20 protein-coding genes are annotated in these 23706 nt (G+C 72.2%); 12 read left to right on the top strand and 8 right to left on the bottom strand.

Annotation, left to right across the window (positions count from 1 at the left end; all coding sequences use genetic code 11):
* The 4 genes from sucB to TR46_RS22455 all read left to right on the top strand — a co-directional run.
* Positions 1–1001, top strand: a 1001-nt coding sequence (gene sucB, locus TR46_RS22470; RefSeq protein WP_042404233.1) for a 2-oxoglutarate dehydrogenase, E2 component, dihydrolipoamide succinyltransferase, incomplete at its 5' end; no start/stop codon positions are given.
* Between the two features lie 81 nt (positions 1002–1082).
* A complete protein-coding gene (locus TR46_RS22465; protein ID WP_042404186.1) occupies positions 1083–1601 on the top strand; it encodes a DUF4240 domain-containing protein in 519 nt (172 codons plus the stop codon).
* Between the two features lie 209 nt (positions 1602–1810).
* Positions 1811–2728 carry a TIGR01777 family oxidoreductase gene (locus tag TR46_RS22460; RefSeq protein WP_042404184.1) on the top strand — a complete coding sequence of 306 codons (918 nt, stop codon included), beginning with the start codon at positions 1811–1813 and terminating at the stop codon, positions 2726–2728.
* Between the two features lie 302 nt (positions 2729–3030).
* Positions 3031–4344 (top strand): NAD(P)/FAD-dependent oxidoreductase, encoded by a 1314-nt coding sequence (locus TR46_RS22455; protein WP_236655438.1) that lies wholly within the window; start codon positions 3031–3033, stop codon positions 4342–4344.
* A gap of 68 nt (positions 4345–4412) precedes the next feature.
* Here the strand turns inward: TR46_RS22455 and TR46_RS22450 are convergent, their stop codons facing one another.
* The 3 genes from TR46_RS22450 to TR46_RS22440 all read right to left on the bottom strand — a co-directional run bounded on the left by TR46_RS22450 (position 4413) and on the right by TR46_RS22440 (position 7984).
* The gene (locus TR46_RS22450) at positions 4413–6050 is read right to left on the bottom strand and encodes an NsdA family TPR-like regulatory protein (protein WP_236655437.1); all 1638 of its coding nucleotides are present in this window, start codon (positions 6048–6050) and stop codon (positions 4413–4415) included.
* A gap of 328 nt (positions 6051–6378) precedes the next feature.
* Positions 6379–6966: a TetR/AcrR family transcriptional regulator gene (locus tag TR46_RS22445; RefSeq protein WP_042404182.1), complete on the bottom strand. Its 588-nt coding sequence runs from the start codon at positions 6964–6966 to the stop codon at positions 6379–6381.
* Positions 6967–6982: 16 nt separating this feature from the next.
* A complete protein-coding gene (locus tag TR46_RS22440) occupies positions 6983–7984 on the bottom strand; it encodes an aldo/keto reductase (RefSeq protein ID WP_042404181.1) in 1002 nt (333 codons plus the stop codon).
* Positions 7985–8171: 187 nt separating this feature from the next.
* On the opposite strand from TR46_RS22440, the gene lipB reads away from it, so the two are divergent.
* The 4 genes from lipB to TR46_RS22420 all read left to right on the top strand — a co-directional run bounded on the left by lipB (position 8172) and on the right by TR46_RS22420 (position 11368).
* Positions 8172–9056 carry a lipoyl(octanoyl) transferase LipB gene (lipB, locus tag TR46_RS22435; protein WP_084718830.1) on the top strand — a complete coding sequence of 295 codons (885 nt, stop codon included), beginning with the start codon at positions 8172–8174 and terminating at the stop codon, positions 9054–9056.
* Between the two features lie 136 nt (positions 9057–9192).
* Positions 9193–10143 carry a lipoyl synthase gene (gene lipA, locus TR46_RS22430; protein ID WP_042404180.1) on the top strand — a complete coding sequence of 317 codons (951 nt, stop codon included), beginning with the start codon at positions 9193–9195 and terminating at the stop codon, positions 10141–10143.
* A gap of 206 nt (positions 10144–10349) precedes the next feature.
* Positions 10350–10583 carry a hypothetical protein gene (locus tag TR46_RS22425; protein WP_042404177.1) on the top strand — a complete coding sequence of 78 codons (234 nt, stop codon included), beginning with the start codon at positions 10350–10352 and terminating at the stop codon, positions 10581–10583.
* A 92-nt stretch (positions 10584–10675) separates the two neighbouring features.
* Positions 10676–11368 (top strand): DUF4191 domain-containing protein, encoded by a 693-nt coding sequence (locus tag TR46_RS22420; RefSeq protein ID WP_042404174.1) that lies wholly within the window; start codon positions 10676–10678, stop codon positions 11366–11368.
* Positions 11369–11537: 169 nt separating this feature from the next.
* On the opposite strand, the gene TR46_RS22415 is transcribed toward TR46_RS22420, so the two are convergent.
* Positions 11538–12008: an RDD family protein gene (locus TR46_RS22415; protein ID WP_042404170.1), complete on the bottom strand. Its 471-nt coding sequence runs from the start codon at positions 12006–12008 to the stop codon at positions 11538–11540.
* A gap of 314 nt (positions 12009–12322) precedes the next feature.
* On the opposite strand from TR46_RS22415, the gene glnA reads away from it, so the two are divergent.
* Together glnA and TR46_RS22405 are read left to right on the top strand one after the other, a co-directional pair.
* Positions 12323–13738 carry a type I glutamate--ammonia ligase gene (glnA, locus tag TR46_RS22410; RefSeq protein ID WP_042404168.1) on the top strand — a complete coding sequence of 472 codons (1416 nt, stop codon included), beginning with the start codon at positions 12323–12325 and terminating at the stop codon, positions 13736–13738.
* Positions 13739–13889: 151 nt separating this feature from the next.
* The gene (locus tag TR46_RS22405) at positions 13890–15026 is read left to right on the top strand and encodes a Fic family protein (RefSeq protein WP_042404166.1); all 1137 of its coding nucleotides are present in this window, start codon (positions 13890–13892) and stop codon (positions 15024–15026) included.
* 18 nt (positions 15027–15044) lie between these two features.
* On the opposite strand, the gene TR46_RS22400 is transcribed toward TR46_RS22405, so the two are convergent.
* On the bottom strand, positions 15045–16283 hold the full coding sequence (locus TR46_RS22400) for a cytochrome P450 (protein ID WP_152626609.1): 1239 nt from the start codon (positions 16281–16283) through the stop codon (positions 15045–15047).
* A 22-nt stretch (positions 16284–16305) separates the two neighbouring features.
* Positions 16306–19509 (bottom strand): non-ribosomal peptide synthetase, encoded by a 3204-nt coding sequence (locus TR46_RS22395; RefSeq protein ID WP_052433006.1) that lies wholly within the window; start codon positions 19507–19509, stop codon positions 16306–16308.
* Positions 19510–19708: 199 nt separating this feature from the next.
* Between TR46_RS22395 and ligD the strand changes: the two genes are divergently transcribed.
* Positions 19709–20761 carry a non-homologous end-joining DNA ligase gene (ligD, locus tag TR46_RS22390; protein ID WP_042404162.1) on the top strand — a complete coding sequence of 351 codons (1053 nt, stop codon included), beginning with the start codon at positions 19709–19711 and terminating at the stop codon, positions 20759–20761.
* On the opposite strand, the gene TR46_RS22385 is transcribed toward ligD, so the two are convergent.
* Both TR46_RS22385 and TR46_RS22380 read right to left on the bottom strand, forming a co-directional pair.
* The gene (locus tag TR46_RS22385) at positions 20758–21816 is read right to left on the bottom strand and encodes an ATP-dependent DNA ligase (RefSeq protein WP_042404159.1); all 1059 of its coding nucleotides are present in this window, start codon (positions 21814–21816) and stop codon (positions 20758–20760) included. The genes ligD and TR46_RS22385 overlap by 4 nt on opposite strands.
* 208 nt (positions 21817–22024) lie before the next feature.
* Positions 22025–22495 carry an STAS domain-containing protein gene (locus TR46_RS22380; protein WP_042404156.1) on the bottom strand — a complete coding sequence of 157 codons (471 nt, stop codon included), beginning with the start codon at positions 22493–22495 and terminating at the stop codon, positions 22025–22027.
* Between the two features lie 258 nt (positions 22496–22753).
* Between TR46_RS22380 and TR46_RS22375 the strand changes: the two genes are divergently transcribed.
* Complete coding sequence (locus tag TR46_RS22375) at positions 22754–23530, top strand: (2Fe-2S)-binding protein (protein ID WP_042404144.1); 777 nt, start codon at positions 22754–22756, stop codon at positions 23528–23530.
* Positions 23531–23706: the final 176 nt, after the last annotated feature.

Below are 23706 nucleotides of genomic sequence, written 5' to 3'. Positions count from 1 at the left end.
CCCCGGCCCCGGCCCCGGTGGCCGCACCGGTCCCCCCGGCGCCCGCCGCCCCGGCCCCGGTCGACGCCGGCGACGCCTACGTCACCCCGCTGGTCCGCAAGCTGGCCTCCGAGCAGGGCATCAGCCTCAGCGCGGTCAAGGGCACCGGCGTCGGCGGCCGGATCCGCAAGCAGGACGTGCTCGCCGCAGCCGAGGCCGCCAAGGCCGCGGCCGCGCCCGCCCCGGCTGCCGCGGCTGCCACCGCCAAGGCCCCGACGACCGTCGCCGAGGCCTCCCCGCTGCGCGGCCAGACGGTCAAGATGACCCGCATGCGCAAGGTCATCGCCGACAACATGCTGAAGGCGATCCAGACCACCGCCCAGCTCACCACGGTCATTGAGGTCGACGTCACCAAGGTGATGCGGCTCCGCGCCCAGGCCAAGAACGGCTTCGCCGCCCGTGAGGGCGTCAAGCTCTCGCCGATGCCCTTCTTCGTGAAGGCCGCCGCCGAGGCGCTCAAGTCCAACCCGATCGTCAACTCGACCGTCAACGACGCCGAGGGCACGATCACCTACCACGGCGCCGAGCACATCGGCATCGCGGTGGACACCGAGCGCGGCCTGATGGTCCCGGTCATCCACGACGCGGGCGACCTCAACATCGCCGGCATCGCCAAGAAGACCGCCGACCTGGCCGCCCGTACCCGGGACAACAAGGTCAAGCCGGACGAGCTGTCCGGCGGCACCTTCACCGTCACCAACACCGGCTCGCGCGGCGCGCTGTTCGACACCCCGATCTTCACGCCGCCGCAGGTCGCGATCCTCGGCATCGGCGCGACGGTCAAGCGTGCCGTGGTGGTCACCACGCCGGAGCTCGGCGAGACCATCGCCGTCCGCGACATGGTCTACCTGGCCCTGTCCTACGACCACCGCGTGGTCGACGGCGCCGACGCCGCCCGCTTCCTGGGCACCGTCAAGGCCCGCCTGGAGGAAGGCGCGTTCGAGGGCGACCTCGGGCTCTGACCCCTCCTGACCGCTGCCCCCGTCCCCGCTTCGGCGGGACGGGGGCAGCGGCGTCCCCGGAGACCTGCGAGGATCAGGGCTATGGACGAGACGGACTTCTGGCAGTTGATCGACGAGACCCGTGAGGGAGCTCAGGGCGACCCGGTGGAGCATGCCGACCTGCTGGTCGAAAGGCTGGTGGAGCGGACGCCCGACGAGGTGATCGACTTCGCCAGGCTGTTCGAGGCGCGGATGGTGCGGGCCTGGCGCTGGGACCTGTGGGGAGCCGCGGACCTGCTGCTGGGAGGGGCCAACGACGAGGCCTTCGACTACTTCTGCTGCTGGCTGATCGGCCAGGGCCGCGAGGTGTTCGAAGGCGCGCTCGCCGAACCGGACGAGCTGGCCGACCTGGTCCCGGACTTCGACGAGGAGGACGACGGCGACGCCGAGGAGCTGGGCGACGCCGCGGACCGTGCCCACGAGCAGCTCACCGGACTGCCGCTGCCGGACCTCGGCATCAAGGTCAGGTCGGGCAAGCCGACCGGAAGGTCCTTCGACTTCGACAACGCCGGGATCATGGCGGAACGTTTCCCCCGCCTCTGGGAGCGGTTCGGCGGGTAACGGGTTTCTGACACGTTGTCGGCTGCGGGATGTGCCTGGTTGGTGTTCGCGCAGTTCCCCGCGCCCCTGGCAACTGCAACTGGCCCAGTTGCAACGCCTGAGGGGCGCGGGGAACTGCGCGAACAGGAACCACACACAACCCGCACCCGACGTCCGACATCACCCCGTACCTCCGCAGCGCCACTACGGCGACCTGCCAGGATGGCGACATGCGCATCGCTGTCACCGGCTCGACCGGCCTCGTCGGGTCCGCCCTCGTCCGCTCGCTGCTGGAGGACGGCCACCAAGTGGTCCGGCTGGTGCGGCGTCCGCCCGCTCCGCGGGGGGACGGCAGCACCGAGGTCCGCTGGAACCCGCGGCTGCGGGCCATCGACCGGGCCGCCCTGGCGAAGGGCGCCGACGGAGCGCCGCTGGACGCCGTGGTGCACCTGGCCGGCGCCGGCATCGCCGACCACCGCTGGACCGCGGCCTACAAGCGGGAGATCCACGAGAGCCGACTGCTGGGCACCGCTACCGTCGCCGACGCCCTGGCCGGGCTGGAGCAGCCGCCCAAGGTGCTGGTCAGTGCCTCGGCGGTGGGCTACTACGGGCAGACCGGGGACCGGATCATCGACGAGACCGCACCCGCGGGCGGCGACTACCTGGCCCGGGTCTGCGTGGAGTGGGAGCGGGCCACCGCCCCGGCCGAGGCGGCCGGCATCCGGGTCGCACACGCCAGGACCGGGCTGGTGGTGGCCGGCGACGGGGGCGCCTGGGGGCGGCTGTTCCCACTGTTCAAGCTGGGCCTGGGCGGGCGGCTGGGCAACGGCCGGCAGTACTGGAGCTTCATCTCGCTGCGCGACGAGGTGGCCGCGCTGCGCTTCCTGGTCGACAACGAGTCGCTGAGCGGTGCGTTCAACCTGAGCGCACCGGACCCGGTGACCAACCAGGAGGTGACCGAGGCGATGGGACGGGTGCTGCACCGCCCCACCGTGGCCGCCGTCCCGGAGTTCGCGCTGAAGCTGGTGCTGGGCGAGATGGCGGTGGAGGTGGTGGGGAGCCACCGCGTGGTTCCCGCCAAGCTGCTCGACGCCGGGTTCCGTTTCGCCCACCCGACCGTGGACCAGGCCATCGAAGCCGCACTCTGAGCGGCACCTGACGCGCCGTCCGTATGCCCCGTGCCCGCCCGCACGCTCCGTGCCCGGCGGCCCCTCCGCGGTCGGCGGCGCGGACGGCGTACAGGCGCACGGCGGGGGCGCACGCCGACGCATCAGTAACCCTCCGCGCTCGCCTGCGCCCCTCCCCCATCCCCACAGTCACCCGCCGTCGTCGAACGGTCGCCGTGCGTTCACTCCGTCCGAAACCGGCGGTCTGATCAGCACCTCGACCGGGCATGGACGGGGGGACCGGTCGGCGTCAGCCGGCCGAGGCACCTGGAGGGAGCCGCACCGTGCCCGCAACGCCTCTGCTCCACCGCAAGCCCAGCCCGGTCGACGTGGTCGTGGTGGGAGCCGGACTCGCCGGACTGGCCGCCGCGCGACAGCTCACCGCCGCCGGGTTGGCGGTCACCGTCCTGGAAGCCACCGGCCGCATCGGCGGCAGGTCGGCCGGGGACCACCAGGACGGCTTCCGGCTCGACCACGGTTCGCACCTGCTCAATCCCTCGTTCCCGGACCTGGACCACAGCCTCGACCTGCAGCGGCTCGAACTGCGCCCGCTCAGCCCCGAGGTGCTGGTGCATCAGCAGGGACGGCGGCACCGGATCGGGGCGGCCCCCGGGGCCCGCAGCGCGCTCAACTCCGTCCGCGCCCCCATCGGCGCCCCCTGGGACAAGGCCCGCCTCGGCGCGGCCCTGGCGCGGCTCGCCGCGACCCCCACCGAACGGCTGCTGGGCCGCCCCGAGCGCACCGCCGCCGAGGCGCTGGCGCTGCGCGGGATCCCGGCCAGGACCGTCGAGAGCTTTCTGCGCCCGCTGCTGGCCGCGCTGCTCAGCGACCCGCACCTGGCCAGCAGCAGCAGGGTCGCCGACCTGGTGCTGCGCGGCTACGCCCGCGGCGGGCTCAGCCTGCCGGCCGGGGGCATCGGCGCGGTCCCCGCGCAGCTCGCCGAGGCACTGCCGGCCGGGACGGTCCGGCTGGGCGTCCGGGTGGCCTCGGTCTCGGCGGACGGCGTCGACACCGCCCGGCACGGCCGGGTGCCCTGCCGGGCGGTGGTGGTGGCCGTGGACGCCCGCTCGGCGGGCGAGCTGCTGCCCGGACTGCACCAGCCGGGGCACCACCCGGTGACCACCTATTACCACGTCGCCGCCGCCCCGCCGCTGGCCGCGCCGCAGCTGCTGCTGGACGCGGACCGGGGCAGCTCCCCGGTGGCGCACACGCTGGTCCTCAGCGAGGTGGACCGCAGCTACGCCCCCGGCGGCGGCGCGCTGATCTCCTCCACGGTGCTGGGCCGCCCGCACTTCGGGCCCGACGGCCCGGCAGCACTGGAGCCGCAGGTCCGGCGGCGCCTGGGCCGGCTCTACGGGGTGGACCCGTCCGGCTGGGAGTTCCTGACGGTACGCCACGTCCCGGACGCCCTCCCTGCGATGGTGCCGCCGCACCACTTCCGCCGACCCGTGCGGGTGCTGCACGGCCTCTACGTCTGCGGCGACCACCGCGACACCAGCACGGTCCAGGGAGCCCTGGTCTCGGGGCGGCGGGCGGCCGTCGCCGTCCTGCGGGACCTGGGGGTGCCCGACGTGACCGGGGCAGAGCGGGCTGCCTGATGTGCGCAGTTCCCCGCGCCCCTTCGGGGGCGCGGGGAACTGCGCGAACAGCAACCAGGAACAACCCGTCAGATCACCCCGGCCGCATGCGCCGCCTCCTCGAAGCTGCGGACGGCCGTGGTCCCCCGATAGGGCCCGAGCCGACGGCTGAACTCCCGGACGTACTCGACCGCACGGAGCGACCGCATCTCCGCGGCCCCGCGCAGCGCCTCCGTGGCGCCGGTGCAGGCCTCGTCGATCTCGCCCATCCCCAGCCTCGCCGTGGCCAGCACGATGCGGCAGAACACCCGGCTGCGGGCGTAGCCCGCGGCCCGGAGCCGGAGCGACCGCTCCGCGTGCTGCGCGCAGGGGCGCCATTGCTGCAGATCGCGGTAGCAGTGGCCGAACTCGTCGGCGAGTTGGGCCTCGTCGAAGAAGCGGGCCCACGGCGGCAGGTCGTCGCCGGGGCGCGCGGTCTGCAGCGCCCGCTCCGCGCGGACCAGCGAGGTGGTGCAGGAGCGGGCGTCGCCGATCACCCCGTGCCCCCGCGCCTCGGCCGCGTGCATCAGGGCCTGAACCGGGCTGGGCGCCGCGCTGCCGATCCCCTGCTGGGCCACCCTGGCCAGCTGCACGGCCTCCCGGCCGTGGCCCAGGTAGACCGCCTGGCGGCTCATGGTGACCAGGATGTACGCGCCGTAGAGCCGGTCGTTGGCCGCCTGGGCCAACCGCAGCGACTGCACGAAGTAGCGCTGGGCCAGACCGTGCGCGCCGATGTCGTAGGAGGTCCACCCGGCCAGCCGGGTGAGGTCGGCGACGGCGCCGAACAGCGAGCGGCCGATGGGCTCGCTGTAGCGGCCCCGCAGCATCGGCTCGGCCTCGCTCTCCAGGTACCGGATCAGCGCCTGCCGGGCGTGCCCGCCGCCGTAGGCGTTGTCCAGCGAACGGAACAGGTCGCCGACGGCGCGGACCGCGGCGACGTCGCCGCGGCCGACCCGCTGCAGTCCGCGCGGCGGGTGGGCCGGCGGGGCCGGGGCGGGCAGCAGCTCGCCGTGGCCGATCCCGCCCGAGCCCCCCACCGGAGCCCCGACCGGGCCGCCGGCCCCCAGTGCTCCGGGAGTGAGCGGACGACGGGTCTGCGCGGGGATGCCCGAGTGCCCGGCCGGATGCCCGGGGCGCAGTCCGGGACGCAGCGGCGGGGCGGCGATGCCCAGCTCCTGCGGGGTCTCCCTGGCGACCCGGTCGTCGGTGCGGCCGATCAGCCAGTCCCGGCTGGGGACCACCAGACCGGCCGGGGTGAAGGCGATCCGGCGCAGCTCCGAGTGGGCGCCGGTGTCCTTGCGCCACATGCTGCTGACGATGTCCACCGCCTCGGCCGGGGTCTCGGCGAACTCCAGCCCCGCGTACACCGGCGCGCAGGCGTCCAGCCCCAGGTCCTGCGCGCTCAGCCGGCGGCCGAGGCGGCGGGTGAAGACCTCGGCGATCAGTGCGGGGGTCGCCCCGCGCGGCTGCTGACCGCGGAGCCAGCGGGTCACCGAGGTCTTGTCGTAGCGCAGGTCCAGGCCGTGCTCCAGGCCGAGCTGGTCGACCCGCCGGGCGAGGCCGGCGTGGGAGAACCCGGCCTCCTCGATCAGCGCCGCCAACCGTGCGTTCTGCGACCTGTCGGCCTGGGAGCGGACCTCGGGCTGCGACGCCTGGTGCGGGACGGGACGGGCCTGACCGGGACTCATGGATGGCTCCAAAGCCCGGGGCGGGCTGATCCGGTGGTCGACCGACCGAGGGAGGTCCGGGACTGGGCTGCGGTCCGGACGCGGCTCGGTCGACGGCCGCTCGGTTACTGGCCGTTGGGGCATAGGGCACTCACCTTCCGGGGGCTCTCGGCGGCACCGGGGTGCGCTCCCCGGAACGCCCCGCGAGCTCCCTACGGGAACGGCGTGAATGTAGCGAGCATTTGACCCGTATGGCCGAATACGTCTCTACGTTCGTCCGATCGAGTGACAACATCCCCCCGTTGAGGCGATGCCGACAACGGCCGTGGCAGCGGACCCTGAGGGCGCGTCAGCGCGCCGCGAGGCCCCGCAGCAGCAGGCCGACGACGGCGGCGAAGTCGCGGTCCGCGTTCGGGGCGGACCAGACCGGTGCGTAGACCGGGTCGTGGAAGCGGCCGGTGGCCTGGAAGACGATCTGAGCCAGCGTCAGCGGGTCGCCGTCGCGGGCGAAGATCCCGTCGTCCTGGCCCTCGGCGATGATCACGGCGAGCTGCGCCTGCAGGGTCCTTATGTGCTCGTCGAGCACCTCGTGGCTCTCGGTGGCCAGCACCGAGTAGGTGGCGAACAGTTCGGGGTCGTCGAGCGCCTTGCGCTTCTTGGCCCCGTACAGGGCCTCCAGCCAGAGCCGGAGCCGGCGGTCCGGGGACTGGGATCCGGTCGCGATGGCGGGCAGCGCCGCATGGGCGCGGTCCAGCCAGCGGCGGGCGACCGCGGCCCGCAGCGCCGCCTTGCTCGGGAAGTGGCGGTAGACCGTGCCGTGGCTGACGCCGAGCACGCGGGCCACATCCACCACCGTGGCCTTGGCGGGCCCGAAGCGGCGCAGGACGTCCTCCGCCGCCTCGAGGATCTGCTCGGTGGTGAGCGGTGTTTCTGCCATCGCTTGTCGTCCGGCCTTACTTCTCGCTGTCCAGATGTGCCATCTGCGCGGCCGCGTACCGGTCGCCCGCGGCGGCACCGGCCGGGACCGCGGCCTCGATCGCGGCCAGGTCGTCAGCGCCGAGCTTGAGGTCGAGGGCGCCGAGGGCCTCGCTCAGCCGCTCCCGGCGGCGGGCGCCGACCAGCGGGACGATGGACTCGCCCTGGGCCAGCACCCAGGCGATGGCGGTCTGTGCGACGGTCGCGCCCTTGGCCTCGGCGACCGCCCGCAGGGCCTCGACCAACCGGAGGTTGGTGTCGACGTTGCCGGCGGCGAAGCGGGGGCTGATGCCGCGGAAGTCGCCCGGGGCCGTGGCCTGGTCGGCGCGCCAGTGGCCGCTGATGAGACCGCGCGAGAGCACCCCGTAGGCGGTGATGCCGATGCCCAGCTCGCGGGCGGTGGGCAGGATCTCGGCCTCGATGCCCCGGGAGATCAGCGAGTACTCGATCTGCAGGTCGGCGATCGGGTGCACGGCGTGGGCCCGGCGCAGGGTCTCGGCGCCGACCTCGGAGAGCCCGATGTGGCGTACGTGCCCGGCCTGGATCTGCTCGGCGATGGCGCCGACGGTCTCCTCGATCGGGACGGCGGGGTCCAGCCGGGCCGGACGGTAGATGTCGATGTGGTCGGTGCCCAGCCGGCGCAGCGAGTAGGCGAGGAAGTTCTTGACGGCCTGCGGGCGGGCGTCGTTGCCCAGCCAGCCGCCGTCGGCGTCGCGCAGGGCGCCGAACTTCACGCTGATCTGCACCTCGCCGCGGTCGCGGCCGCTACTGCGCAGGGCGTCGCGGATCAGCAGTTCGTTGTGGCCCATGCCGTAGAAGTCGCCGGTGTCGATGAGGGTGACGCCCGCGTCCATGGCCGCGTGGACGGTGGCGATCGACTCGGTCTCGTCGGCGGGGCCGTACATGCCGGACATGCCCATGGCGCCCAGGCCGATGGCGGAGACGCGGGGGCCGGTGCTGCCGAGCTGACGGAAGTCCATGAGGGTTCGGTCCTTTCGGGGTCTTCTACCTTCTGCGGACAACTATGCACGATGTGATGACAGATTTCAATCTCTGTCATCCCATCGGCGGGTCCCGGCAGTCGTAGAGTGGCAGGGACTGCAGCACGGACTGCGGCACGGACTGCGGCACGGCAGGCGGAAGACGGACGGAAGAGGGGCGGTTGCGGTGGGCGGCGGACTGCGCTTTGTGCACCTGGGCATCGGCGAGCGGGCGGTTCCCTACGAGGAGGCCCTGGCCGAGCAGCAGCGGCTGCACGCCCTGCGGGTCGCCGACGAGATACCGGACACCGTCCTGCTGCTGGAGCACCTGCCCGTCTACACCGCCGGCCGCCGCACCCGCCGCGAGGACTACCCGCTGGACGGCACCCCGGTGGTCGAGGTGACCCGGGGCGGCGAGATCACCTGGCACGGTCCGGGCCAGCTGATCGGCTACCCGATCGTGAAGCTGCCCGAGCCGATGGACGTGGTCGCCTACGTGCGCCGGCTGGAGGAGGCACTGATCCGGGCCTGCGCCGAGTTCGGCGTGGCCACCACCCGGGTCGAGGGCCGCAGCGGCGTATGGGTGCTCGGCGAGGAGCTTCCCGGCGCCGTGGTGGACCAGGAGCGGGTGGTGGACATCGGCGCGCTGACCCTGCGGATGGGCGCCAAGCTCGGCCTGGACCCCCGGCTGGCCGGCCCCGAGTACGCCGCGTCCAACGCCGGCCAGCGCGGCGACGACCGCAAGCTGACCGCCATCGGGGTCCGGGTCGCCCGCGGGGTGACCATGCACGGCTTCGCCCTGAACTGCGACCCCGACATGACCTGGTTCGACCAGATCATCCCCTGCGGCATCCGCGACGCCGGGGTCGGCTCGCTCAGCACCGAACTGGGCCGGGACGTCACCGTCGCCGAGGCGCTGCCCGCGGTGCAGCGGCACCTGGGCGAGGTACTCGGCGGATCCGCCGCTGCCGAGAGCATCCCTTCCGGCACCGCCCGGTCGGACACCGCCCGGTCGGACAACGCCCCGGCACCGACCGGGAATCAGCCGCCGTCCCCCGCTGTTGCCGTCTGAAGGGTGGCCCGGGGGCCGACCGGCCCATGGAATCACAGGCGTACCCTGGGGGGACCGCCTGGAAGTTCGAGTGAGAGCCCGCACCACATCAAGCCCGCACCACATCAATATTGATCAACATTGAGGGAGCCGCTACGTGTCCGCTGTCGCACCCGACGGTCGGAAGATGCTGCGTCTGGAGGTCCGCAACAGCGAGACCCCGATCGAGCGGAAGCCGGAGTGGATCAAGACCCGGGCCAAAATGGGGCCCGAGTACACGGCTCTCCAGTCGCTGGTGAAGAAGGAGGGGCTGCACACGGTCTGCCAGGAGGCCGGCTGCCCCAACATCTTCGAGTGCTGGGAGGACCGCGAGGCGACCTTCCTCATCGGCGGCGACCAGTGCACCCGGCGCTGCGACTTCTGCCAGATCGACACCGGCAAGCCGGCCGACTTCGACCGCGACGAGCCGCGCCGGGTCGCCGAGTCCGTGCTCACCATGGACCTCAACTACGCCACCATCACCGGCGTCGCCCGCGACGACCTGGAGGACGGCGGCGCCTGGCTCTACGCCGAGACGGTGCGCCAGATCCACGCGGTCACCGCCGACCGGCCGACCGGGCGGACCGGCGTCGAGCTGCTGATCCCCGACTTCAACGCCGTCCCCGAGCAGCTGGCCGAGGTCTTCTCGTCGCGCCCGCAGGTGCTCGCGCACAACGTCGAGACGGTGCCCCGGATCTTCAAGCGGATCCGTCCCGGCTTCCGCTACGAGCGCTCGCTCAAGGTCATCACCGAGGCCCGGGCCGTCGGTCTGGTCACCAAGTCCAACCTGATCCTGGGCATGGGCGAGACCCGCGAGGAGGTCAGCGAGGCCCTTCGCGACCTGCACGAGGCCGGCTGCGAGCTGATCACCATCACCCAGTACCTGCGCCCCTCCCCCAGGCACCACCCGGTCGAGCGCTGGGTGAAGCCGCAGGAGTTCGTGGAGCTGCAGCAGGAGGCCGAGGAGATCGGCTTCGCCGGCGTCATGTCAGGCCCGCTGGTCCGCTCCTCCTACCGCGCCGGACGCCTCTACCGCCAGGCCCTGGAACGGCGCGGGGCCACCGTCTGAACAGATCGCCCGAAACCCGCCACAGGGCTTCATGCATGTTTGACCCGGGGGTCACCACGCGGTAACACAGTGTGGTGACGATGGGGGTGGAAGTCGCCGCGACGGAACAGCACCGTCGCGGCGCCACCCCGGAGACGCGGCCGACGCACGGCCAGAACAGCACGTTCATGTTCCGGACAGCACGACCACGAGGGGAGTGGTTCAGGATGCAGTCGACGAAACACGTACGACCCGGTGCGGGGCAGCCCGTCACCGGCCACATCAGCACGAGTCTGAGCGGCGGCCTGCTCGGCGGCGCCCTGCGGATGGCGGAGTCCGTCCTGCTCCGCGGCGGGCACGAGACCGCCCGGCGCAACGCCTGGGACGCGGTCTGCGAGAACCGCCGCCATGCCCGGGACCGCGAGGACGTCCACAGCGTCCTGGTCGGCTCGGCGCACTGACGGACGGCCGTCCGCCGCAACGAGATCAACCCGATACGGTTTCCGACCCCCGGGCTTGGGTAACCGGATCAGTCGCACCGTACGATGGCGGCATGGCGAGGCAGGAAACCACCGACGAAAACCCCGGACGGCTGAAGCAGATCCGTCTGGCGTACACCATGACCAAGCGGGTCGACCCGAAGATCGGTCTCATCATCGCCGGTATCGGGCTCGGCACCTTCGCGGTGCTCCTGGTTATCGGCTTCTTGATCGGACACCCGATCTACCTGGGCGTGCTCGGCCTCTTCGCGGGGCTGCTGGCCGCCGTCGTGGTCTTCGGCCGCAGGGCCGAGAAGGCCGCCTTCGGGCAGATGGACGGACAGCCCGGCGCTGCCGCGGCCGTCCTGAACAACATCAAGCGCGGCTGGACGGTCACCCCCGTGGTCGCGGCCACCCGCCAGCAGGACGCGGTGCACCGCGCGGTGGGCCGCCCCGGCATCGTGCTGGTGGGCGAGGGCAACATCAACCGGCTGCGCCCGTTGATGGCCGCCGAGAAGCGCAAGATGAGCCGGGTCGTCGGCGACGTCCCGGTGATCGACATCATCGTCGGCGACGACGAGGGCCAGATCCCGCTGAAGAAGCTCCAGCTGCACCTGACCCGGATGTCCCGGACCCTTCCCGCGTCGCAGGTCACCCAGATCAACGACCGGCTGCGGGCGATGGGCGACCTGATGACCAACGCGCCGATCCCCAAGGGCCCGCTGCCCAAGGGCGCGCGGATGCCCAAGGGCGGCCGGCCGCGCTGACCGGCTCCCGGCGTCCGCACCCCCACCACTGAACCGGAAACCGAACCGGAACACCGCCGGCCCCGGCCGCGCCTCCTCACCGGAGGGGCGCGACCGGGGCCGTGCTCGTTCCCGCCTGCCCACGAGCGCCCCGCAGACTCCCCCCGGGGCGCCTGCGGGGAACGGGTCGTCAGATCCGGACCTCGACCGTGCCGACCGCCCGGTCGTGCATCCCGCGGCCGTCCCGGTCCCAGACCACCGCGGGGATGGCCAGCAGCAGCAGGAAGGTCCGCAGCGCCACCTGGCCCAGCGTGGCCCTGCCGCCGTCCAGCCGGACCACGCGCAGGCCGAGCAGCCGCTTGCCCGGGCTGCTGCCGATGGTGCCGACGGTGAGCAGGCTCAGCACGAAGAAGACGAACATCGCCCAGTAGTTGGCGAGCACCGTGTTGCCGTGCGCGATCAGCCCGTAGGAGATCAGCGCGCACAGCCACCAGTCGATGACGACCGCGGCCAGGCGGCGCCCGGTCGAGGCGAGCGAACCTGCCCCCTGCTCGGGCAGCCCCAGTCGCTGACCCCGGTAGCCGGTGGCCCCGTCCTGCGCCGGGCCGCCGACCTGAGGGCCTTCGATCCACGATCCGATGACTTTTCTGCTGTCGTCCACAACGCCACAGTAGCCGCCCGAGGTGGACCGAATTGCGCCCGGGTGCCGGTTTCCCCACAGCACCCCACAGTGGTCTAGTCCACTCCCCAACGAGTGAACCCCTGACCAAGGTGTGGTCCGCCACAAACCCAGGAAACACAAGGGTTCCCCGCTCCTTGACCTGCTGCGGTTAACATCGACGAAACATACGAGTCACAAGCGAGAAACGGCCTGTTCCTATCGTGGCCACACCGGTACCGCCGGCGGGACCGGCGGGCCGGCTGTGACGCCAACCGAGCTGCAACCCTGGCGCTTGCCGGGCCCGAGGAGGATGGATGTTCAACAACGCCGACGAGGTGTCCCGCTACATCTCGGAGAACGACGTCAAGTTCGTCGACGTCAGGTTCTGCGATCTCCCGGGCGTGATGCAGCACTTCACCGTTCCGGCCGGGTCCTTCGACCCCGCCGAGACGCTGATGTTCGACGGGTCCTCGATCCGCGGCTTCCAGGCGATCCACGAGTCCGACATGGCCCTGATCCCGGACCTGGGCACGGCACGGCTGGACGCCTTCCGCAAGGACTCCACCCTCAACATCAACTTCTTCATCCACGACCCGATCACCGGCGAGCAGTACAGCCGCGACCCGCGCAACGTGGCCAAGAAGGCCGAGGCCTACCTCGCCTCCTCCGGCATCGCCGACACCGCCTACTTCGGCCCCGAGGCGGAGTTCTACGTCTTCGACGACGTGCGCTTCGAGACCAAGCAGAACAAGTCCTTCTACGAGATCGACTCGGTGGCCGGCGCCTGGAACACCGGTCGCGTCGAGGAGGGCGGCAACCGCGGCTACAAGGTCCGCTACAAGGGCGGCTACTTCCCGGCCCCGCCGGTGGACCACTTCGCGGACCTGCGCGCGGAGATGTCGCTCGAACTGGAGGCCTCCGGGCTCAGCGTCGAGCGCCAGCACCACGAGGTCGGCACGGCCGGCCAGGCCGAGATCAACTACAAGTTCAACACCCTGCTGGCCGCGGCCGACGACCTGATGCTGTTCAAGTACATCATCAAGAACGTCGCCTGGCGGAACGGCAAGACCGCGACCTTCATGCCCAAGCCGATCTTCGGCGACAACGGCTCCGGGATGCACTGCCACCAGTCGCTGTGGAGCGACGGCTCGCCGCTGTTCTACGACGAGCAGGGCTACGCCGGCCTCTCCGACATGGCCCGCTACTACATCGGCGGCCTGCTCAAGCACGCCCCGTCGCTGCTGGCCTTCACCAACCCGACGGTGAACTCCTACCACCGCCTGGTCCCCGGCTTCGAGGCCCCGGTCAACCTGGTCTACTCGCAGCGCAACCGCTCCGCGGCGATCCGCATCCCGATCACCGGCGCCAACGCCAAGGCCAAGCGCATCGAGTTCCGCGCGCCCGACCCGTCCTCCAACCCCTACCTCGCCTTCTCGGCGATGCTGATGGCGGGCCTGGACGGCATCAAGAACAAGATCGAGCCGCTGGAGCCGGTCGACAAGGACCTCTACGAGCTCGCCCCCGACGAGCACGCCTCGGTCCCCCAGGTCCCCTCCACCCTCCCGGCCGTCCTGGACGCCCTGGAGGCCGACCACGACTACCTCCTCGCGGGCGGCGTCTTCACCCCCGACCTGATCGAGACCTGGATCGACTACAAGCGCACCAACGAGATCCTCCCGGTCGCCCTCCGCCCCCACCCGCACGAGTTCGAGCTCTACTTCGACATCTAAAAGGCAAAACCAGCACGACGGCATCGCTGCCGGCCACGAACTTTATGGCCTGCAGCGATGCCGTCGTTGGAGCAACTCAGACGGGCCCAGGCGTTGGTCGGGGACGAGTCCTCGGACTGACGTAATGACTTCGTCAATGTATTATTCTTGCATGCTCTACCCGACTCCCACCCTCAGCACCGTCGATGAACAGGTCCTCGGCGAGATCGACCGCATGCGGGATGCCCTGCGGCATCAGGTGCTCACCACACCGTCAAAGTGGACTGCCGGGCTTCGCAAGTTCCTGACCGCCGATGCTGTTGCCGCCTCCAACTCCATCGAGGGGTTCAAGGTGTCCACCGTCGACGTCGAAGACCTGATGGACGGCGAGCGCGACGTCGAGGTCTCCGAGGAGAACCGCGAGGAGACCCTCGCCTACCAGCGGATGATGACGTACATCCAGACACTGCACGACGCCCAGGACTTCAGCTACAGCAAAGGCCTGCTCAACGCACTGCACTGGATACTGCAAGGCCACCGCCACGCCGTGCGGAAGCCGGCGGGACAGTGGCGTCGCGGCCCGGTGTACGTGACCGACGCCCGCGACCCAAGCATCGCGGCCTACACGGCCCCGAATGCCGAAGGCGTTCCCGCACTAGTGCAAGAACTGGTCGATTGGTTGAACGCCGACGACGGAACCCACCTCTTGGTGCGAGCCGCCATGGCACATCTACACCTCGTCTCCATCCACCCCTGGGCTGACGGAAACGGGCGCATGTCCCGTTCGCTGCAGACGCTCATGATTGCTCGAGAGGGCGTGCTAGCCCCGGAGTTCTCATCGATCGAGGCATGGCTGGGCCGCCCTGGCAATACCTGGGAGTACTACCGCGAACTCGCCGACCGGGGACCGGAGTACGTCCCCGACCAGGACGTCTCCAGCTGGATCCGCTTCAACCTGACCGCCTACCACCAACAGGCCCAGGCCGTCCAAGGCCGACTCGACCGCTCCGGCCGAACCTGGAGATCGCTCGCCGACTTCGCCGAAAGCAACCGCCTGGACGAACGTACGGTGACTGCCCTGCACGATGTGGCCATGGCCGGCCGCGTCCGTCGCTCCCGTTATGAGCAGGCCGAAGGCTTGAGCCTGCAACAGGCACAACGCGACCTCCGCGACCTCGTCACCGCGCAACTTCTCGATCCAGTCGGCCGCACCAGGGCCCGCTACTACACAGCGGGCCCCCGCTTCCCCCAGTCCACCCTGGACATCGCACGCACCCCGATGACCCTCAAGAACCCCTACACCAACTGATCGGTTCAGCATCCCTGATCAACTTCTTGTGCAGCGGCGCAGGGCCACGGGGAGGGACGCGTAGGCGGTGACCAGGTTGGTGGGTCTGCGGACCGGGGCGCCGAGGAGGTGGATGGACTCGACGTGGGTCAGCAGGGCCTCCAGGACCAGGCGGATCTCCAGCCGGGCGAGCGGGGCGCCCAGGCAGAAGTGCTTGCCGCTGGTGAAGGCCAGGTGCGGGTTGGGGTTGCGCTCGATCCGGAAGTCGTCCGGGTCGGGGAAGACCTCCTCGTCGCGGTTGGCCGAGGGCATCCACAGGCAGAGCAGTTCGCCCGGCCGCAGCGCGGTGCCGGCCACGGTCCGGGGTTCGAGGACGGTGCGCGTGAAGTGCAGCGGGGGCGTGGTGTAGCGCAGGACCTCCTCCACCGCCTGGTCCAGCAGTTCGGGCCGGCGGCGCAGCCGCTGCCACTGCTCCGGGTTCCCGGCGAAGGCCAGCAGGCCCCCGGTGGTGGCGTTCTTGGTGGTCTCGTTGCCGGCGATGGCCAGGTTGAGGCAGTTCAACAGCACTTCCTCGCGGGTCAGCCGGTCACCGTCGAGCTCCGCGTCCAGCAGCCGTCTGATCAGCCCCTCCTCGGCCAGCTCCGCGTGGTCGAGCAGCCCGGCGAGGTGGACCAGCAACTGCCCGTTGGCGGTCGCGGTGGAATGGCGGCGGGCGTCCAGGTCGCCGACCCGCTCGTCGTCGACGGCCAATGAGCCGCAGAGGGCCCGGCCGGCCCGGTCGGCGAGCCGGTCCCACTCCCGCTCCGGCAGGCCCAGCAGCAGTCCGGTCGCCGCCGCCGGGACCCGCTCGCTGACCGATCGGACGAAGTCGGTCTCACCGTCCGCGACCGCCTGCTCGACCCAGCGCTGCACGCGCTCACGCAGGACGCCGTCCATGGTCCGGGCGACCGAGCGGTTCAACCCGCCGCTGACCAGTCGGCGCAGCCGCTGGTGGCGGGGCGGATCGGTCAGCTCGATCATCTTCCCCGCGGCCGGGTCGTGGACGCCGAGCGCGCTGTCCAGGGTCATGCCCCACTCGGAGCTGAAACCGGCCGAGTCGCGCAGCACCCGGTCGATGTCCCGGTAGCGGGTCACCGAGTGGAACCCGGGCGCGCCCTCGCGCTCCTGGTAGTGCAGGCGGCCGCTGCGCCGCAGGGCGGCCCAGACCTGGTAGGGCGGCTCGGGCAGGAACGAGCGGGGATCGGTGAGGTCCGGGACCGGCGACGTGCCTGCAGTCAAGTCCTGCACAGCGGACCGGAGTTCAGGCATGACCGACTCCGGGGGCAGCCGCAGCGGGCTCCGTGATGAAGCCGGAGGCGTGGAAGTACCCGATGTAGCGGTCCAGCAGCTGCTGGTCCACCGGCGGGCAGTCGATGCCGCGGCCGGCCAGGTCGGCCTCCAGCCGGCTGCGGTCCAGCCGCGGGGAGACCGATACCCGGGCGAGCTCCTGGACGGTGATCCCTCCCGGCGCGATCCGCTGGGTGAACAGCCGGGTCAGCGGGGCGAAGCGGTGCCCGGGGCGGTCCGCCAGGTGGTCCAGCAGGGCCCCGGTCCAGGACGGGTAGTCGACCGTGCGGATCCGGTGGCCGTGCGCGCGCAGCCGGTCGACCATGTCGCCGAGCACCGCCTCGCGCGGGTTGACCAGGTGGTACGTCTGCCCTTCGGCCGGCCGGCACAGTGCCAGGTCGACGATGGCGCCCGCCACGAAGTCGACCGGGACCAGGTTCAGCGCCAGGTCGAGGTCGGGTGCCAGTCCCAGTTCGACGATGATCCGGAAGAGCTCGCAGAGCGCCGCGCCGCTGTTCCAGACGTGGTCCGTGGTGGCTCCGGACACCTCGTACGGGCGGTGGACCGCCACCGGCAGACCGGCCCGGGCGGCGCTACGCACCACCTCCTCGGCGACCCACTTGCTCTCCGGGTAACCCATCGCGAGCAGTTCCACACCGTCGAGCGGGGTCGACTCGGTGACCCGGCGGACCCCGGCCGCGCCCAGGCCGTGCACTACGGCCAGGGTGGACACATGGTGCACCGGGACCGCGCGGCGGGCCGCGAGCCGCAGCACCTCCTGGGTGCCGTGGACATTGGCGGCCCGCAGTTTCTCGTACGGGTAGAGGAAGTTGACCTCCGCACCGCAGTGGTGGACCACGTCGGCGGCGGCCGCCTGCTGCTCCCAGTCGGCGTCGCTCAGGCCCAGACGGGGACGGGCGAGGTCGCCGAGCAACGGGCGCACCCGCTGCTCGGGCAGCGCCCGGCCGCAGCCGTAGCGGGTCTGGGCCTCGGCGAGCCGCTCGCGGGCGTGCCCGGCGTCGCGGGCCCTGACCAGGGTGTGGATCTGTGCGTCGGTGCGTTCCAGCAGTTCGCCCAGCAGGTAGGAGCCGAGGAAGCCGGTGGCGCCGGTGAGCAGCACCTGCCGGGGAGCACGCCAGTCCGGCGCGGGGTCCGCATGGGTGACCCTGGGAATGTCCCACTGCAGGTCGGGGCGCCAGCGGTCGGTGCCGTCGTCGGTCGCCCCGGACCTGGCGGCTGGACCGGACCCGGGCCCACCCGCGCGGACGACCTCCGCGACGACTGCGGTGAAGGCCCGCAGGGTCGGCTCGTTCAGCAGTTCGGTGATCAGGTGGAGGTTGCGCTCGTCGTCGATCCCCAGGGCCTCCTGAACCTGGGCCACCAGCATCACCGCCAGCAGCGAGTTGCCGCCGACCTCGAAGAAGTCGTCCTCGGGCTCGGCCCTGCCGGTGGACAGCGTGGCCGTCCAGGCCGCGGCCACCGCGCCGGGTACAGCAGCCGTCGTGTGGCCTCCGGCCGGCGGTACCGCGACGGATGGCGGCTCGCCGAGCGCGGCCAAGGCGGCGCGGTCGAGCTTGCCGCTCGCTGTCAGCGGCAGCCGATCCAGGACGGTGACTGTGCCGGGCACCATGGGGCCGGGAAGCCGGTCGCGCAGGAAGGAGAGCAGTTCCTGGGGGCTCGGCGCCGGGCCGGGCGCCCCTCCGGTCGCCGCCCAGGCGGCCAGCGAGCGGGTCGCCCCGTCCTCGCGGGTCAGTACCGCCGCGTCGGCGACGCCCGGGTGCCCGGTCAGCGCGATGCGGATCTCGGCCGGTTCGATCCGGAAGCCGCGCACCTTGACCTGTTCGTCGCGACGGCCGCGGAACTCCAGGCAGCCGTCGGCCCCGCGGCAGGCGAAGTCACCGCTGCGGTAGACCGGTTGGTCCTCACCGTCCGGTCCGAGCGGAAGGGTGACGAAGCGTTCGGCGCTCTCCCGCGGGGCGTTCAGATAGCCCGTCGCGACGGGGCCGCCGATGTAGAGCTCGCCCTCCTCGCCCACGGCCGCCGGGCTGCCGTCCTCGCGCAGGAGGTGGCAGCGGGTGTCGGCGATGGGCACTCCGATCGGCACCCTGATCGCGTCCTGCGGCACCTCGGTGATCTCATGGGCGGTGGCGACGCAGGCGGCCTCGGTAGGTCCGTAGGCGTTCACCAGGTGCTCCGGCCGACCGCGTTCGAGCACCCGGCGTGCCGCCTCGGGCTGCAGGACCTCGCCGCCTGTCAGCACATAGCGCAGCCCCGCGAACATCTGCGGCCGCTCCCTGGCCATCTGGTGGAAGACGCTCGTGGTGAGGAACAGGACGGTGATCCGCTCCCGCCGGAGGAACGCGTGCAGGGCGGGCGGCGACAGCAGCAGCGTGGAGTCGGCCGGGACCAGGCAGGCGCCGTTGAGCAGGGTCGGCCAGATCTCCAGCGTGGAGGCGTCGAAGGACAGCGTCGAGGCGTGCAGCACCCGGTCGGTGGGGCGGACCGCGAGGAAGCCGTTGTCGATCGCGAGCCTGGCCACCCCGCGCTGGGGCACCGGCACCGCCTTGGGTCGACCGGTGGTCCCCGACGTGAACATCACATAGGCCGGGACCGCGGCCGCCTCGGCCGGTCCCGGCAGCGCCGGACGGGCCCCGGCCCCGGTCCCGCCGCCGGGACCGCTGCGCGTCGCGGCGGAGTCGGAGGTGGCGGCGGAGTCGGTGGCGGCGGAGTCGGCCGCATCTGCGGCCTCCAGGATCTCGGTGAAGTCCAGCACCCGGCTGCTCGGACCAACGGCCAGGAAGGACGCCGGCAGTCGGACCACGGCCGCCGCTCCGCTGTCCGCCAGCATGCCCTCCAGCCGCTCGGCCGGCAGCGACGCGTCCAGCGGCAGATAGCTGACCCCGGCGAAGGCCGCTCCCAGCAGGGCCACGCAGGCATCGGGTCCGCGCCGTCCCGACACCGCGACGACGGCGCCGCGCGGCACCCCCAGGTTGCGCAGCCCCGAGGCGAAGGTCCGGGCGAGCACGTCGAGTTCGGCGTAGCTGTACTGCCGGTCCGGTCCGGACACGGCCGGCCGGTCCGGATGCCGGGCGACCTGCACCGCGAACAGGGCGGCCAGCGACTGCGCATACGGATCCGTGACGGGTTCGACCGTCCGCACCAAGACGTCCACATCCATCGGACCGCTCACCTTCGCTTCCGCCTCGTCGCTCCGGAACGACGCGAGCCTAGCGACCGGAATACGGCCGTCCGCAGGGCCTGCCCCGGTCGGCCGTCGACAGCGTTCGGAGCGTGGCGGGACTGTGGCAGGTCCGGTTCGGGCCGACCGGGCCCGGCCTCCGCATGCGGCTGCCGCGGCGGGCGTCTAGCCTTCGTTCATGGGCAGCAGCGAGGCGTTCGTGACGGTCGCCGGGCGCCGTGTGCGCATCTCGTCGCCGGAGAAGGTCTGCTATCCGGCCGTCGGGGTGACCAAGCTCGAACTGGCCGAGTACTACGTCGCCGTGGCCGAGGGGTTGATGCGCTCGCTGGCCGGACGCCCGATGGCGCTGCACCGCTTCCCCGGCGGCCACGACGGCAACTCCTTCTACACGAAGCACGCGCCCAAGGGCCTGCCCGACTGGGTGCAGACGGCGGAGGTGGCCTTCCCGAGCGGGCGCACCGGCCGTGAGGTGTGCGTGACCGAGCCGGCCACGGCGCTGTGGGCGGTACAGATGAACGCCCTGGAGCTGCACCCGTGGCCGGTGCGCCGGGAGGACACCGACCACCCCGACGAGCTGCGTCTTGACCTCGATCCGCAGCCCGGCACGGAGTTCGCCGATGCGGTCGAGGCCGCCGGCGAGGCCCGGGCGCTGCTCACCGAGCTCGGCATGGCGCCGTTCGTGAAGACCTCAGGCGGACGCGGTCTGCACGTGCTGGTGCGGATCGAACCGCGCTGGTCGTTCGTCGAGGCCCGGCGCGCGGTCATCGCCCTCGCCCGCGAACTCGAACGCCGCCGCCCCGAACTGCTGACCACCTCCTGGTGGAAGGAGGAGCGCGGAGCGCGGATCTTCGCCGACTTCAACCAGATGGCCCGGGATCGGATGCTCGCCGCCGCCTACTCCACCCGCGCCGCGCCGAACGCGCGGGTCTCGATGCCCGTGCGCTGGGCGGACCTCCCCGACATCGCCCCGGACGACTTCACCGTGCGCACGGTCCCCGCGCTGCTGGCCGACCGCGGCGATGCGCACGAGTCCGTCGACGACTCACCCGCGACCCTGGACGCGCTGCTGGAGATGGCCGAGCGGGACCAGCGCGACCGCGGGCTGGGCGACCTGCCCTATCCGCCGGACTTCCCGAAGATGCCGGGCGAGCCCAAGCGCGTCCAACCGTCCAAGGCCCGCCACACCGAGGACGAGACTCCCGCCGAGCCGACCGCCGGAGCGGCGGACTAGGCCGGCTCCGGGCCGAGCACATCGGCGAGATCGTAGGCGGCCGGCACGTCCAACTGGTCGTAGCCGCAGGACTCGGGCTGCCGGTCGGGCCGCCAGCGCAGGAACCGGGCGCTGTGCCGGAACCGGTCCGCCTGCAACTGGTCGTAGCGCACCTCGCACACCCGCTCGGGGCGCAGCGCCACGAAGGACCTGTCCTTGCCGGCGTTCCAGCGGTTGAGCGTGCCCGGGCGCCGGTGCTCGCCGTCGTCCTCGCCGGTCCAGGGATGGTCCTCGCCCTCGCCCAGCACCAACGGCGCCAGCTCGTCGACCAGTTCGGCGCGCCGGGCCATGGTGAACGCGCTCGCGCCGCCGACGTAGTTGAGCACACCGCCGTCCAGGTACAGCCCCAGCATGAGCGATCCGACCACCGGGCCGCTCTTGTGCAGCCGGTAACCGGCCACCACGACATCGGCCGTGCGCTCGTGCTTGACCTTCACCATGGCGCGTTCACCGGGCCGGTAGGCGCCGTCCAGCGGCTTGGCGACCACGCCGTCGAGCCCGGCGCCCTCGAAGGCCTCGAACCAGGTCCTGGCCAGCTCGACGTCCAGAGTGGCGCGGGACACCCGTACCCGCGGGTGCGGCTCGAACAACCGCGTCAGCACCTCGTGCCGCTCGGCCAGCGGGCGACGCATCAGATCGTCGTCGGCGACCGCCAGCACGTCGAAGGCCACGAACGTCGCCGGCGTCTGCTCGGCCAGCAGCCGGATCCGTGACTCGGCCGGATGGATGCGGTCGGCGAGCCGGTCGAAGTCGAGTCGGCTGCCGTCGACCACCACGATCTCCCCGTCCAGCACGCAGCGCGGTGGCAGCGCCTCGGCCAGCGAGGCGACCAGTTCCGGGAAGTAGCGGGTGAGCGGCTTGCCGCCGCGGCTGCCCAGTTCGATGTCGTCACCGTCGCGGAACACCAGGCAGCGGAACCCGTCCCACTTGGGCTCGTACAGGTACCCGCCGGTCGGCACGGCCGCCGCGGACTTGGCGAGCATCGGCTCGATCGGGGGAATGACCGGCAATGCCATCGCACATCCTCGCTAGTCGTCCTCGTGCCAGCGCACCACACCCGACCGCACCTCGGCACCCCCGGGCGTCCGAACCGGTGACGCCCGGGTCGGGACGCTTCCGGTGAGCTGCCCCGCGCCCGACGGTCTCCTGGCGGCGGCGCGGTCGGACGGCACGGCCGGACGTCGGGCTCGGACGGCGCGCTCGGACGGCGGACGGCTGGACCGGTCAGGCCGGCGAGCGGCGGCGGTACAGCCGTGCCCGCGGTGACACCCGTCCGCCGTGCTCCGCCTCGGGCGCAAGCGGCAGCACCGGGCCCACTGGGCCCTCCACAGCCCCCGCTCCGGCCCGCGGGGTATCCGGAGGTTCGGCCGGCGGGCGGTCCAGGACATCGAACTCCTGCTCAAGGCGGACCAGTCGCATCACCTTCGTCACCCGGGGCTCTCCGCGCAGCAGTTGCCCCCGCCGGCCGAGGCAGGCCTGCTGCCGCTGGATCCGCAGCAGCAGCTTCACCCCGCTGGCGTCCAGGAAGGTCACCGCCCGCAGGTCCACCAGCACCGGGCCCCGATGACCGTCCAGCGCCTCGGCGAGCAGCGGCCCGAGCTGCTCCCAGGCCCAGACGTCCAGTTCGCCGGAGAACCCGATCACCAGCGCGCCGCCCGTGCGGCGGTGCCACAGCCCGAATACGCCCTCACCCACGCCCGTTCCCACCACGAACGCCTCCTGCCCTCGGCCCGGGGCAGCGGTCCGCAGAACGCGTTGCACCCGCACTGCCATGATGCCTCAAAAGTTGCTGCAACCAACCGTATTGACGATATGTAATTTCTGTTCACTGCCCGTGATTCCCGAGGGGGAGGGGGTGGCCACTCGCGCTCTGCGGACCCGCCGCCGACCCCCCGCGGACCTGCCACCAACGTGCCGCCGACCTGCCGCGCAACCGCGCTAGGGTGGGCCGCGATGACCGACCGGATCGCGGCCCTCGGGCCGTTCTTCGCCTTCGAGGCCCACGACCCCCGGCTTCCCCCCGCCACCCCGTGGCGCTCCATGCGCGAACTGACGGACGACCCGGCCGTCCTCGCGGAACGGGTGGCCGCCGTCCGCGGCTATCTGGCCGCGGCCGGGGGGCAGCCCGGCCACGCCGTGGAACTGCGGGTGGCGGCCTCGGTCACCCACCTGGGCCTGGTCGCGCGCATCCTGTCACCGGCGCTGGCCCTGGCCGTCGTCGAGGGTGACACCCGTCCGCTCGACCTGGCCGAGCTGCGCTGGCAGCCCGTCCCGGGCGGGCTGTTCCCGCTGTCGCTGCCCCGACTGCCCCGACTGCCCCGCGTCCCCCCGACCCGCCGGCTTCCCCCGCTTCCCCCGCTTCCCCAGGAACAGCCCATGGCCGAGGGGCCCGAGCCGTCGGCCTGGGCCGCCGCGCTCGTCGGCGGCCCGCTGACCGAACTGGTCCGGGCCGCTGGGGCGCTGTCCGTCTCCCGGCGGGTGCTGTGGGGCAATGTCGCCTCCGCGGTCAACGGCTCGGCAGCCGCCGTCATCGGCGCGTCCCCCGCCCACGCCGGGCGGACCCGCGCACTGGCCGCGCTGCTGCTGACGCAGCCCGCACTGCAGGGCACCGCCACCGGCGCCGCCGGCGTCCGGGGGTTCCGGCGGCGGAGTTGCTGCCTGATCTATCGGGCGGCACCGAAGGCCGACGGCCCGGTGTGCGGCGACTGCGTGCTCACCCGGCGCCGATAGCGCGCACGGACGGACAGCAGGCGACCGGCAGCAGCCGCCCGACAGCGGGCGACGCTCCCTCAGTTGCTGTGCCCACCACGGGTTTTCCCTGTGTTGACGCCCCACCAGGTGCGATGGCGGGGCGAGGGCGATGCGTCGGTGAAGCGAATGTGAGCGCTCACATTTATTCTGCCGGA

It is taken from the genome of Streptacidiphilus carbonis (genome assembly GCF_000787775.1).
Lineage (GTDB): Bacteria > Actinomycetota > Actinomycetes > Streptomycetales > Streptomycetaceae > Streptacidiphilus > Streptacidiphilus carbonis.
This window is presented reverse-complemented; position numbering and strand designations above follow the sequence as displayed.

What these genes read in the sequence shown, in the direction of transcription:
- TR46_RS22465 (WP_042404186.1), top strand. Translation starts at nt 1,083, where the DNA reads ATGGACGAGACGGACTTCTGGCAGTTGATCGACGAGACCCGTGAGGGA.
- TR46_RS22460 (WP_042404184.1), top strand. Translation starts at nt 1,811, where the DNA reads ATGCGCATCGCTGTCACCGGCTCGACCGGCCTCGTCGGGTCCGCCCTC.
- TR46_RS22450 (WP_236655437.1), bottom strand. Translation starts at nt 6,050, where the DNA reads ATGAGTCCCGGTCAGGCCCGTCCCGTCCCGCACCAGGCGTCGCAGCCC.
- TR46_RS22445 (WP_042404182.1), bottom strand. Translation starts at nt 6,966, where the DNA reads ATGGCAGAAACACCGCTCACCACCGAGCAGATCCTCGAGGCGGCGGAG.
- TR46_RS22440 (WP_042404181.1), bottom strand. Translation starts at nt 7,984, where the DNA reads ATGGACTTCCGTCAGCTCGGCAGCACCGGCCCCCGCGTCTCCGCCATC.
- TR46_RS22425 (WP_042404177.1), top strand. Translation starts at nt 10,350, where the DNA reads ATGCAGTCGACGAAACACGTACGACCCGGTGCGGGGCAGCCCGTCACC.
- TR46_RS22420 (WP_042404174.1), top strand. Translation starts at nt 10,676, where the DNA reads ATGGCGAGGCAGGAAACCACCGACGAAAACCCCGGACGGCTGAAGCAG.
- glnA (WP_042404168.1), top strand. Translation starts at nt 12,323, where the DNA reads ATGTTCAACAACGCCGACGAGGTGTCCCGCTACATCTCGGAGAACGAC.
- TR46_RS22405 (WP_042404166.1), top strand. Translation starts at nt 13,890, where the DNA reads ATGCTCTACCCGACTCCCACCCTCAGCACCGTCGATGAACAGGTCCTC.
- TR46_RS22395 (WP_052433006.1), bottom strand. Translation starts at nt 19,509, where the DNA reads ATGGATGTGGACGTCTTGGTGCGGACGGTCGAACCCGTCACGGATCCG.
- ligD (WP_042404162.1), top strand. Translation starts at nt 19,709, where the DNA reads ATGGGCAGCAGCGAGGCGTTCGTGACGGTCGCCGGGCGCCGTGTGCGC.
- TR46_RS22385 (WP_042404159.1), bottom strand. Translation starts at nt 21,816, where the DNA reads ATGGCATTGCCGGTCATTCCCCCGATCGAGCCGATGCTCGCCAAGTCC.
- TR46_RS22375 (WP_042404144.1), top strand. Translation starts at nt 22,754, where the DNA reads ATGACCGACCGGATCGCGGCCCTCGGGCCGTTCTTCGCCTTCGAGGCC.